At 61.3% G+C, this 11,807-nt stretch carries 9 protein-coding genes and 1 pseudogene; 7 read left to right on the top strand and 3 right to left on the bottom strand.

The features are described 5' to 3' along the window. Positions 1-139: 139 nt before the first annotated feature. A pseudogene (locus AC1DIO_RS26245) lies at positions 140-637 on the top strand (transposase); the annotation flags it as partial. Positions 638-695: 58 nt separating this feature from the next. On the opposite strand, the gene AC1DIO_RS26240 reads toward AC1DIO_RS26245, so the two are convergent. Continuing rightward, positions 696-2,810 (bottom strand): glycosyltransferase family 2 protein, encoded by a 2,115-nt coding sequence (locus AC1DIO_RS26240; protein WP_476854333.1) that lies wholly within the window; start codon positions 2,808-2,810, stop codon positions 696-698. Positions 2,811-2,920: 110 nt separating this feature from the next. Here AC1DIO_RS26240 and AC1DIO_RS26235 point away from each other — a divergent pair, with 110 nt between their 5' ends. Next, entirely contained in the window at positions 2,921-3,727 is an 807-nt protein-coding gene (locus AC1DIO_RS26235; protein WP_476854332.1) for an ABC transporter permease, read from the top strand. Between the two features lie 5 nt (positions 3,728-3,732). Here the strand turns inward: AC1DIO_RS26235 and AC1DIO_RS26230 are convergent, their stop codons facing one another. Together AC1DIO_RS26230 and AC1DIO_RS26225 are read right to left on the bottom strand one after the other, a co-directional pair. Then, complete coding sequence (locus AC1DIO_RS26230) at positions 3,733-4,386, bottom strand: ABC transporter ATP-binding protein (protein ID WP_476854331.1); 654 nt, start codon at positions 4,384-4,386, stop codon at positions 3,733-3,735. A gap of 12 nt (positions 4,387-4,398) precedes the next feature. Beyond that, positions 4,399-5,526, bottom strand: coding sequence for a KpsE/RkpR family capsule polysaccharide export protein (locus AC1DIO_RS26225; protein ID WP_476854330.1), 1,128 nt, complete (start codon positions 5,524-5,526; stop codon positions 4,399-4,401). Between the two features lie 384 nt (positions 5,527-5,910). Between AC1DIO_RS26225 and AC1DIO_RS26220 the strand changes: the two genes are divergently transcribed. The 5 genes from AC1DIO_RS26220 to AC1DIO_RS26200 are packed head-to-tail and all read left to right on the top strand — an operon-like array spanning position 5,911 to position 11,807. Continuing rightward, positions 5,911-7,200, top strand: a complete 1,290-nt coding sequence (locus tag AC1DIO_RS26220; RefSeq protein WP_476854329.1) for a glycosyltransferase family 4 protein — start codon at positions 5,911-5,913, stop codon at positions 7,198-7,200. 8 nt (positions 7,201-7,208) lie between these two features. Continuing rightward, positions 7,209-8,108, top strand: a complete 900-nt coding sequence (locus AC1DIO_RS26215) for an NAD-dependent epimerase/dehydratase family protein (protein ID WP_476854328.1) — start codon at positions 7,209-7,211, stop codon at positions 8,106-8,108. A gap of 4 nt (positions 8,109-8,112) precedes the next feature. Beyond that, entirely contained in the window at positions 8,113-9,441 is a 1,329-nt protein-coding gene (locus AC1DIO_RS26210) for a glycosyltransferase family 4 protein (RefSeq protein ID WP_476854327.1), read from the top strand. Then, entirely contained in the window at positions 9,438-10,739 is a 1,302-nt protein-coding gene (locus AC1DIO_RS26205) for a KpsE/RkpR family capsule polysaccharide export protein (protein WP_476854326.1), read from the top strand. Before AC1DIO_RS26210 ends, AC1DIO_RS26205 begins: the two co-directional genes overlap by 4 nt. Positions 10,740-10,745: 6 nt before the next feature. After that, positions 10,746-11,807 (top strand): hypothetical protein, encoded by a 1,062-nt coding sequence (locus AC1DIO_RS26200; RefSeq protein WP_476854325.1) that lies wholly within the window; start codon positions 10,746-10,748, stop codon positions 11,805-11,807.

Raw genomic sequence — 11,807 nt, 5'->3', positions numbered from 1 at the left:
CCAAAACCCAACCTCAGGCTTGACCGCAGGCCGAAACGACACAACAACAATCAACGTCCAGCACGGCCCGCTTCCGGGGGCGACATCATCTCGGAATCAGGGTGCGCCATCATCTCGGAAACGAGGGGCGACTTCGTCGGAATCGGCAGTGAAGGTATCCGTCGCCACCCCGCTCGAGCGCTGCAAGGGCGGCCAGTTCGTCGCCCATGTGAAGGCGATGCCGGGAGCCCCTTACGACGGCCACACGCTCGCCACCGTCATCCCCGCGATCGAGGCAAGCACCGGCGCTCCGCTTCAGCGCCTTCTCGTCGACCGCGGCTACAAGGGCCACAACGCGCCCGAACCCTACCGCTTCAAGGTCTTCATCCAGGGCCAGAAGCGGCGCGTCACCGCGGCCATCAAACGCCAGCTCCGGCGCCGGTCCGCCGTCGAGCCGGTCATCGGCCACCTCAAGATCGAGCACCGCATGACCCGCAACCGCCTGGCCGGCTCCCACGGCGACGCCGCCAACGCCGTCCTCGCCGCCGTCGGCTACAACTTCCGGCTCCTGCTCAAATGGCTCTGGCTTCTTTGCGCCCTCAGCCTGACCAGGCTCGCCGGCACAAACTCTCCAGCCATGCCGCGTCAGCGCACCTGATCACCGTTCTTCACGGGCGACTAGATAATTTGCTTTTCGGAGTTGAGCAATTCGTAGATCAGTGTAAGTCGCACCCGCGCTCCTTAAGCAATCTCTCCGCAGCCGTGAAGAACTCCGACGCTTCGCTTTCGGTTGTTGATCGCCCAAGGCGCGCACTGCGCGCCTTAATTTCACGGAGATGCTGGGCGTAGCCCGCCCGGATCGTCGCCGCCGGCGTATTCGGGCGCTGCCAGAGAGCGAGGCGGATTTCCTCTGCCTCGCGAATCGCGCGAAGGCCGCGTTCGCCCTCCAGCGTCGCGTTTCGTCCGTGCCGGCGGGTCAGGTTCAGTGACTCGGGACTATAGCCGATATGGCCACGTTCGGCGAGCAGCGCATAGGCCCGCCAATCGCCGCAATATCGATCCGAGAGGATGCGTGAGGCGATTTCGGCCAGCGTTTGGCGGCGGAACAGCACGGCCGATACGTTGGGAATCGTGTTCTTGATCGCGAGCGCCTGCCCGATCTCCGTCTCGCCAGGCACATGATAGGGTGTTTCCCAGCGACGAGGGTCGATCTCGTCGGTATAGAATAGATGGTCGTCGGCTAGCCGCTCCCCCTGCGCGCCGATCACTGCGCTTTGGCAATAGGCCAGCACCGTGTGTGAATCGCATTCCAGGAAGGGGGCCAGGCGCTCCAGCAGGCGCGGATGGGCGATGTCGTCGCTCTCGGCAATCCACAGCAGTTCGCCTCGGGCCAGCTGCGCACCCTCAGCCCAGGCGCGGAAGGGGCTGCCGCTGTTCCGGTCACGGGCGATCACACGTATGGGCAGGGGTGCACTTTCGGCGAAGGCTCTGGCGATTGCGAGGCTTTCATCCTGCGAGGCATCGTCAATGATGATAATCTCGCAGGGAGGGCGCCGCTGAGCGAGGATTGAGGCGAGGCGCGCGTCAAGATATTCGGCGTGATTATAGGACGGTACGACAACGCTGATATCTGCCGATACGCGTGGTAACGCGGGAGCGCCACTCGCGATCGGTGGACGACGATGGGCTTGGCCAGACGCCGGAAATCCTGCTTCGGCAACCTTCGCGTGGGCATCATGGTCCGGCGGCGCGACAGTTGTTACCGCCAGGTGGGGCCCCGCGCTGCCCGCGGCCCGGAGCAATGCAGTAAGCGTCTCCGAAGAGGTATGGCTGAGATCGAGCCAAGGTTCTTTGGTGGCCTGCAGGGCCTCGGCCGCCGCAGCGTCCAATGCAACCAGCCACGGTTCGCGATCGCATGAGAATGCAACAACCTGTTTCAGTTTCTCATGACATCGAGGATCGCCGTGGCCAGCCACCAACACCAGAAGCCGCTTGCTCGCGGTAGCGGCCGTACCGTTTCGCCAGGGCCAATCATCGAAGAGGGGAGCCACGGCGCCTGGCGGAGGCAGCCGCGGGTGAGAGCGTGCTGCAAGGGAGCGTCGCCCCTCGGTTTGATAATACTCCAGTGCGCGCGCTGCATCGGCTCTCGCAAAACTCGTGCGGAGGGTTAAGAAATCGATCGCGCGGTGCGGTGCTCTCCCTTGACGCGACCCGCGCATCAGAAAATGGCGAAGAGGTTCCTCGCCTCGCGCTCGAACGTCTGGGTTGACGGTAAGGTACCAGAAGGTGTCGAAGCTCACACAGGGGGAGCGCCCTTCTTGCCCACCGTTACTTACGTAGTGCAGCAGCGGATCGAAGCCGGCTCTGACGACATCCGGGTTGTTGCGCCGATAGTACTCTACATCGAATAGCGGTGAGAGATGGAGACCTTCTTGGCCCGAACTGATGCGATAGAACCCGAGTGGCGACGTTGAGCGTGGCAACTTTCCCGGGTTAGAATATTGACGCACCACGAGATACGGGGAAGGTGATAGCGCCCATCGTTCAGGGGCCGTCAGATAGTCGACGAGAATATTTTTATGGCGTTTGCGACCGCGGTGCTCACGCCACCAATCCGGATCGAACAAGGCATGTGGCAGATAACCTTTTTGGGCGCCGTGGGCGACGTAGTGCTTGACCGGGTCCCAACCCCTAGAGTCGGGATAGTTTGCCTGATACCAGGGGGCGTCGAAGGCACCACTGCGCTTGATCAGGCGTACCACCCGGGCACAGCGTATCGCTGCCATCATACGCGCAACTCGTGTCGCAAGGTTAGCAGCCACGCGCTTCATTAGATCGGTTTCCGAGGATCGAAGTCGTTTCGTAGTTTGCAGGGGCGGGGTAGATCTACTTTTCGTTTGAGCATAGGTGGTTAGCCGCGCGTGGAAGAAATGGACAAAGAATGGCTGATCTGAACGCTGTTTCCGAGCGCCGGTGGCGTGAGGCCGTCCTTGAGCATGCGCGTGTGGTTTCTGCTTTGATGCTGCGCGATATCAAGACACGCGCCGGGGCAAGCTACTTTGGCTTCCTGGTTGGTATGTTCATTCCGCTGGCTCATATTGGTCTGGTGCTTATTGTCTATATATTTCTTGGTCGGCGTGCGCCAATCGGCACTGACGTAACCCTTTATCTCTCCACCGCAATCGTACCGTTTGTTGTCTGGTCGTACACGCATCAGAAGATAATGCAATCGTTTGAACAAAATCGCGCTTTGACTGCGTTCCCTGTGGTTAAATTGAATGATATTCTAATTGCTCGTTCTTTTGTAGAGTTATTGAATGGTGTATTAATTGTGTTTATTGTATATGTTGTATTATACATGACCGTTCCAGATTTTTTTATGTCGAATTATGCATTTGTTACTTACGCTCTATTCTTGTCTTATGCATTGGGAGTCAGCACTGGATTTCTATTTGGGTTATTTTCAATTTTGAATCCGACGGTATTGATTATCGGGTTTGTCATTATTCCGCTTTATTGGGTTACATCAGGCGTCTTTTTTATACCCGACGCTCTACCTGAGCAGGTGAAAGCAATTCTTGTCATATTTCCGCTGTCACACGTTGTTGATTTCGGACGCGTGGCGTTCTATCCGAGTTACCTCAGCAACTACTCTAACCTAGTATATGTACATGCTGTTATCATTGGAAATGTGCTGATAGGTTTGGCGCTCGAACGCTTCTTGCGCCCGGTCCTGTCTGCCAAATGATGCCTCTACTCCAGTGTTCTCTTATAAACCTCAATCGCTTCGTTGAGATCATCATAGATATGTAGCTTGCCTTTCATCAGTAGCATCCCGGTGTCGCAGTAGTCCCGGATCGTGCCGACCGAGTGGGAGACCATGATCATACCGGATGTCTCGCGGCGCTTCGCGAAAGCTTCACGGCAGCGCAGTTGGAAGCGGCTGTCGCCGACGGCGGTGATCTCGTCGACGAGGTAGAAGTCGAACTCGATTGCCATCGAGGCGGCGAAGGCGAGGCGGGACATCATGCCGGAGGAATAGTTTTTCACGGAGACGTCGAGATCGCGTCCGAGCTCGGAAAAGTCATCGACAAACTCGACGACGCTACGAACATCCGCGCCATAGGCCCTGGCCAGGAAGCGGATGTTTTCGCGCCCCGTCATCAGCGGGTGAAAACCGCCGGCGAAACCGAGCGGCCATGAAGTCTGCACATAGCGGTGGATCCGGCCGCTATTCGGCGCCTCCGTCCCGGCGATCAGGCGCAGGAAGGTCGATTTGCCCGCTCCGTTCTTGCCGAGAAGCCCGTAGCTGCGCTTGGTGTCGAAGGAGATCGAGACCTTGTCGAGCACGACCTTTCGTTGCCAATTGGCCCGGTAATATTTGCTGACCCGATCGACGACGATCATCCTGCACCCCGCTCAGGACGTCCGCGCGCGCCAGCGCGAATAGGCGGAGGCCGCCATCGCCCAGAGCACGAGCAGTCCGAGCGCGATCAGGGTGGAATAGAGCTTACGATAGGGCCCGGCGGGATCCTCTGGCTGAACCGGGTGCATGAAGGTTGCCAGATACATCTGCTGGCGTGCCGCGGCAGCGCGTGCTTGTTCGAGTGAGGTTGCGGCCGTGGCGTAGTGCCGCTCCAGGAGCTGGCGCTCCAGCGCCAGCTGGTCGAAGCGGGTCATGATGCCCGAAATGGCCTCCCTGCCTTTCGCCCGCCGGTGCGTCAGTTCGTCCTGCAGCGTGTCGGTCTGCTCCTTGATCGCGCCAAGGCGGGTGCGCATTAGCGCGAGCTGGGGGGCGTTGCTGCCGATGGTGCGTTGCGCGACGGTGATCTCCTGCTCTAGCTTGACCGCCTCAGCGCGCAGCTCGCCGATCAGCAGGTTGATGCCCTGCGCCGTCAGCTGCGGATCGATGATGCCTTCCGAGACACGCAGCTGGTTCAGTCGTTCGCGGGCCGCACGCAAGCGCTGCTCGACATCCTGGAGTTCTCGCTCGCTATTGGAGACGAGGTCGGTTCGCGCCTGCGCGCCCAACCTGTTCACCAGCGCTTCACTCTCGCGTACGAGTGCCTCTGCGATCAGGCGGGCATCGTCCTGGCTGAAGGCCCGGACGCGAACGGTGATGATGCCGGAGGGGGATTCGATCGCCGCGGAGACTTGGCGTTGCCAGAATTTCACGAGATCCTCGATCGGGGCATCATTCGCGAGGCGCGACACCCAGTCGATCGTTGACTTTGTATAGCGCGCGCGCAGCTCAACCCGGCTCTCCAGGGCTTCCACCGCCGCGCGGCTCGTGACGAAATTGGCGACGATCAGCGAATCCTGAACCTGATTGATCGACGGTATGCCGGCCAAGCTGGTCAGTGCATCGACGCCCGATATCGCGCCTGTGCGGACGGCAAAGCGGGCTTCGGCCTCGTAGACGTTGGAAGAAAGCACCCCGAAATATAGGAGTGCAAGCAGGCTCGGAACGACGACCGCGATGATGAAGCTCAGTGGTAGGGGCCGTGCGAGGCTCGCCAGTGACAGTCTCGGCACCAAGGCGCGCATGTTCGGCGCCTTGAGCAATGGCCCCCGCCGACGCGTGCGCGCATGCCGCGCGCGGCGCTGCAGTTCCACAGCAAACCGGGCAGCTTGAGCTTTAGCAACATCCCGGTTCCGATCGGTCGTCTTCATGACCGGCGGCTCGTTGATGCGAGACGTTGGTTCCACGACGCCCATCGAAATCCTCTTGATCACGCCGTTAGCAGAAACCTTTGGGGAAGGCCACTCGCGTCCAGCTTGTCAGTAGCAAGATCATTCCAGTAGAACACCTCTCGCCAAGAAGGAGCGCATGCGTTGGAGGGGGCTGTCGAGAAGACCAGCGGTGTTCAGCCGTCGAATTCCATCGCTCAGCTGACGCGAACAGGCGCCCTCCTACAATCGGCTGCAGCCGTGGCGAGAACTGCCCGCAAATTTGGCTCCGCCATTGTCGATGCGCGGCAGAGCCTGAGTTTCCTGCGCAATCTCAAACAGATGGCACGCACCACGGCCAACCGTTGCGAGCGCTCTGGCGCCGAAGCGCCCTGGCGGCTGCGGCTCGATCGTGCAGCCGAGCGCTCCCGCTTTGTGCGCGGCTTGAAGGAAGTATTGCTTGAGGAACGTTCGCCGCGCTACGCCGTAAAATTGCGGCATGCGCCGCTATCCGGTCGCCGCCCGCGCATCCTCCACGTCATTCCCAACGTCTTTGTCGGCGGCTCGACGCAGCTCGTTGTCGACCTGCACGAGCATCTTGGGCATCGTTACGACATGGTGGTGCTGACGGCTGCTCTGCCACCTGGGGGCGTGCATGATGGCATGTACATTCAGCGGATCGGATTGGATGAGCCCACGCACCGGTTTGCACCGGCGATCGCCGCAGCCAGGCCGGACCTTGTGCATGTGCATTACTGGGGCTCGACTGATGAGCCATGGTATGCTCCTGCCTTCGAAGCGGCGCTGGCTGCCGGAATCCCGGTTGTCCAGAATGTCAATACACCTGTGCGCCCCTTCATCGACGGGCGGATCCGCCGGACGGTGTTCGTGTCCGACTATGTCCGCTCTGAGTTCGGGCCGGATATTGCAGGCGGCGTCGTGATCTATCCGGGCATTGATCTTGACCGTTTCCGCCCGGAAGAAGCTTACGATCGCGACGCCCGCGACACGGCGATCATGGTCTACAGGCTGGATCGCGATAAGCTTGATCCGGATGCGATTGATCCAGCGATCGAAGCGGTGCGTCTGCGGCCCCGCACTCGCATCGTCGTGGTCGGGGAAGGGCCCTTGCTCCCGGTATTCCTGCGCCGGGTCGAGGCCGCGGGCGTGCGGGCGAATTTCGACTTCCGTGGCTATGTGCCCTATCGCGATCTACCTCAGCTTTATGGTGCTGCCAGCGCCTTCCTGGCACCCGTCGCGCGGGAGAGCTTCGGCCAGGTCGTGCCCTTCGCCATGGCAATGGGACTTGCGATCGTCGGCAACCATGTTGGCGCTCTGCCCGAGATCCTCGAATCAAGCGAGATGCTGGGCAACAGTCCAGCTGAGACGGGCGCCTTGCTCGCCAGGGTCCTGGACGACGAGGCGAAGCTTAGACGTTTGGGGGCGGTCAATCGCCGGCGCGCTCAGGCCTTCAGCATCAAAGCCATGACCGACGCTTATGATGCGCTCTATGGGGAGGTGCTCGCCGTCTCCGCCCAGGTTGCCGGATGAGCATTCTTGTGACCGGCGCGGCCGGCTTTCTTGGACAAGCAATCTGTCGCTCATTGGTGGCCCGCGGCGACGTGGTGCGGGCCATTACGCGTCGATTGCCTGTGGGCGCGGCAGAACTACCCATCGATTGGCAGGTTCTGGATCTCTTCGGCCACCAGGATTGGGCGAGCCTGCTTGATGGCGTAACGACGGTCTACCACATGGCCTGGTCAAGCATTCCGGCCAGTGCGGCTGCGGATCCGTCGGCCGATCTCGCGCAAAATGTCGGAAATCTGCTCCGCCTCCTGGAGGCCGCGCGCGCGCGCGGCGGAGTGCGCGTCATTTTCCCGTCGAGCGGCGGCACGATCTACGGCCGAACCGATCTCCTCCCGATCAAGGAGGACCATCCGAAGGGGCCGATCAGTGCCTATGGCATCGCCAAGCAGACGGCCGAGGCCTATCTTGATCTCTATCGCAACGCGCATGGCGTGGATTCGATCACGCTGCGCATTGGCAATCCCTATGGCGCAAGTCAGGACCCGGCGAAGGGGCTCGGGGCTGTGACGCATTTTGCTCGGGCCGCCTTGTCGGGTGGCACCCTGACCCTGTTCGGCGACGGTCTGACCGTGCGGGATTTCGTGTATATCGACGATGTGGTTGACGCGCTTCTGGCGGCAGGAGACAGGCGGGAGGTTCACGGGCCGATCAATATCGGCGCGGGACAGGGCCACTGCCTTCTCGATGTGATTGCGGCACTGGAGGCCGAAGTCGGCCGCGCGCTGCCAGTTGAGCATCAACCAGCCCGGCCCTTCGACGTGCCGGCCTGCGTGCTGGATATCAGCAAGGCACGAGAGCAGCTGGGCTGGGCGCCTCGCTTATCTTTCCAAAACGGGTTGAGGCGGCTCCTTCGCGAACTGTCGGACGACTGAACCCATGCGCATCGCGCTCTTCGTACATTGCTATTACCCGGAGCACTTTTTCGGTACGGAAGCCTATACGCGGCAGATCGCGAAGCATTTGCTGGCGCTCGGCCACGAGCCTCACATCGTCACGGCGACCTTCGCAGGCGAAGCCCGACAGGCGAGTCTGATCGAGCGATACCGGATCGACGACATCCCGGTGTATCGGATCGACAAAAACGTCTTACCGCACAGCAATCTCGCAGAAACTTATCTCCAGCCGAATATGGCCGAGGTTCATACCGCTCTCTTGCGCGAAATTGCGCCGGACGTCGTCCACGTCACGCATCTGATCAATCACACGGCGTCGCTGATCGGCGTCTGCGAGCGGCTTTCAATGCCGATGTTCGCGACCTTTACGGATTTCTTCGGCTTCTGCTTCAACAACAAGCTTGAGGCGGCCGACGGAGGCCTCTGCAACGGCCCATCGCCGACGCGGTCGAATTGCATCGCCTGCTTGATGAAGGATTCGCCTCCGGCGAGCCCGGCGCGGCGCTGGTTTCAGGGGCCGCTGCTGCGCCCGCTCGTCTCACGGGCGCTGGCGGCGCGGCCGAGCCTCGCCGGGCCGGATGCGGGCGATATCCGCGACCTCCAGCAGCGCCCGGACCGGCTCGTCGCCGCTTACCGGACCTTTCGCGCTGCGCTTGCTCCGAGCCGCTTTCTCCAGCAGGCCTATCTCGCAAACGGCTTCGAGAACCTAGTGCTCAGCCATTTCGGCATCGATATCGATCGTAAAGCGAAGCCGACCAGGCCAAACAGCCCCGTGCGGCTGGGCTATATCGGGCAGCTGGGCGCGCATAAAGGCGTACATCTGCTGATTGATGCCCTGCGCGAGATAGGCGGATCGGATCTCACCCTCTCGATTTATGGTTCGGAACAGCAGGATCCGAACTATTCTGCAGACCTCAGGCAGCGGGCTCAAGGACTACCCGTGAGCTTCGAAGGAACCTTTGCGGTTGAGAAGCTCGCCCATGTCCTGGCCGGGCTGGATGTCGTAGTCATCCCCTCGACCTGGTATGAAAACAGCCCGCTCATCCTGCTGCAGGCACTGGCCACGCATACGCCCGTCGTGGTCTCCGATGTTGCTGGCCTGACGGAATTCATCAGCGAGGGCGAGAACGGATTTGCCTTTCGCCGAGGAGATCGCTCATCCTTGGCGACGATATTGCGGCGCTTCGCCGAGGCACCGGAGCTGGCGCATCGGATGAGTCTTAATACCCAATACGAGAGAACCCCCGGCGACATGGTCGATGATCTGCTCACCATGTTCGGCCAATACGGGGTCCGCGTGAGGGTATCATGAGCGACGCCGCTTTGGGGGCCCGGATTCCGTATTACCCGGTGCGCGATGCACAGGAGGCGCCGCTACACTTCCGCTGCCTGCGGCGTGCTTCTGGACGACTCAGCCTGGGTCGCATCGCGCTGATGCTCGGAGTCGCTGTCGTGGCGCTGCCCGTCATTCTCGCGTGCATCTACTACATCGCATCTGCGTCGCCGCGTTTCATTTCTGAAAGCCGCTTCGCTGTGCGAACCCCAGTCGAGGCTCCAACGCTGGACCTCGACATCGGCCTGACGGGCTCCGAATCCGGGACGGGCGGCGTCTCGGCGAACATCCCAGGTCTTGGCGGAGTAGGCGGGACTGGAGGACTGGGTGGCCTCGGAGGACTGGCCGGCGGCGTCATTGGCGCGGGATCAAGCAACCTGCAGGACCCGTTTGTGGTCGCCAGCTATCTAATGAGTCCGGAGATGACGCAGCGCCTCGACAAGGACGGTTGGCTGCGCGAGCGGCTCTCGCGCCGGGGCATCGATCCACTCTCGCGGCTCGCGGAAGACGCATCCTCTGAGGAGCTTTTCGCCCACTGGCGCCGGCTCGTCTCAGCCGCAGTCGATCGGCGGTCGAACGTGATCCAGCTCCGTGTGCGCGCCTATTCGGCCGAGGATGCGCAGGCAATCGCCAGTAGGGCGCTCGCGATCAGTGAGGAGATGATTGCGGATCTGACTATGCGCCAGCGCGAGGATACGCTCGCCTTGGCGCGCACCGAGCTTGCCGCGGCCGAGGCGCGCTATGAGGCGGCAGGCCTGCAGCTAAGGCAACTGCGACGAGGTTCCAGGATCGTCGACCCGGCGCGAGAGGCGGAGGCGGCTGGGACCAGCTTGCTGCGGTTGTTGCGCGAACGCATCAAGACCAAGACTGAACTCGAGACGCTCAAGCGCTTGGCGGGCGAAAGAGCCCCGGGTATCGCGGAGCTGGAGGCAACGATTGGGGGCCTCGATCCGCAGATCGATGCGGCCAACAAGCGCCTCACGGGTAATGCCCATGATAGTACAATCCTCGCCGCCGTGGCGGCGTTGGAGGAAGTGGAGCTTGAGCGGCGCTTCGCCCAGGTCATGCTGAACCTTGCGACCAGCGTCTTCGATCGGGCGCGGCGCGAGGCCGAGCACCGCGCCTCATTTATTCTGGTCTATCTCGAACCGACCCTGCCGAGCGAGGCACGTGAGCCGCGTGTCCTGATCTCCATTGCCTTCGTTGCCGCCCTGGCGTCGATCGTCTGGCTCTTCGCCATGACGGCGACAGCCATCGCGCTCGACCAACTCGATTGACGCTTCATGCTCTTCAACATCGACAGCGACCAAGGTTCGCGCATCGAGGGCTGGATCATGCCCGACAATCCGTCGGTGACTCCGACCGTACTGGTTGTGGTTGACGGCGAGACAGTCGCAACCGTCAAGGCGCAAATCCTTCGGCCCCTGCTGCGCGAGCAGGGGCTGCATGAGACGGGCGTCTGCGGGTTCGTCCTAGACGGCCGCAATATCACTGGGTTGGAAGTCGCTGACGATATCGAAATCTACGACTCCGACACCAATGTTCGAATCTACCGCCGTCGGCCGCCGACCGCCGGAATCGAAGCCAAGTTGTTTAGGCTCGAAACGCAGGTGCTGCGCAATGCCGTATTCAATGAGGCCTTGGAACCACTATTCCATATGGCCTTTACCAAGTTGGAAGCGCTGCCTGAGGAAACTTCGAAGTCGATCCTTGGGCTACCATTCACTGCTTCGAACTATGTAACCGGGCGGGTGCATTTTCGCGTTTTCGATGCGCTCTTACGGGACCGTGGCTTCAAGCCCTGTATGGTCCTGAGGGATCCGCTAGAAGAGCTCGCCGAGCAGCTCCTACTCCTGAAATGGGCAGGAACACGGCCAAAGCAGGCTCTAAGAGGCGTTCTTCAAGAGAGCTTGCTCGGCCTGGTCGAGACTATCGATCCGGATATGTCGACCGAGGTCGGGCAGCTGGAAAGTTGGTTGATGCGCCTGTCGACGCGCGCGCGGCATCCCTTGACCGATCCACTGACGCGGCTGCTGACCTGCCTGTCGCCCGACGACCGTGCCGCCCCGCAGGCGGCGGCGGATGCGCTCGATACGTTGGCGGAGTTTGCGGCGGTCGGCTTTCGTACCGATATGKAGAGCTTCTCGTTGCATCTGGAAGGGGCCCTGGATTCGCAGTTGCCACGATGGACACTTCCAGAGCCGGCAGAGCGCGTCGTCGAACTCGCAGTGCAACTCGGGAAGCTCGATATCGCTAGGCAGATGCTGGCAACCGATCTTGAAGTCTATGCGGTTGCGCGGGAGGCTTGGGTGGTGGCCAAGGCCGAGCCGGCCTCGCGTTCATGA

The organism is Allobosea sp. 05T439, assembly GCF_056396005.1.
The sequence above is the reverse complement of the archived record's forward strand: the minus strand, read 5'-3'. Positions and strand labels throughout refer to the sequence as shown.

Bases quoted from the DNA above. Each gene is read 5' to 3' on its own strand.
- AC1DIO_RS26205 (WP_476854326.1), top strand. From the start codon at position 9,438: ATGAGCGACGCCGCTTTGGGGGCCCGGATTCCGTATTACCCGGTGCGC.
- AC1DIO_RS26230 (WP_476854331.1), bottom strand. From the start codon at position 4,386: ATGATCGTCGTCGATCGGGTCAGCAAATATTACCGGGCCAATTGGCAA.
- AC1DIO_RS26235 (WP_476854332.1), top strand. From the start codon at position 2,921: ATGGCTGATCTGAACGCTGTTTCCGAGCGCCGGTGGCGTGAGGCCGTC.
- AC1DIO_RS26210 (WP_476854327.1), top strand. From the start codon at position 8,113: ATGCGCATCGCGCTCTTCGTACATTGCTATTACCCGGAGCACTTTTTC.
- AC1DIO_RS26225 (WP_476854330.1), bottom strand. From the start codon at position 5,526: ATGCGCGCCTTGGTGCCGAGACTGTCACTGGCGAGCCTCGCACGGCCC.
- AC1DIO_RS26240 (WP_476854333.1), bottom strand. From the start codon at position 2,810: ATGAAGCGCGTGGCTGCTAACCTTGCGACACGAGTTGCGCGTATGATG.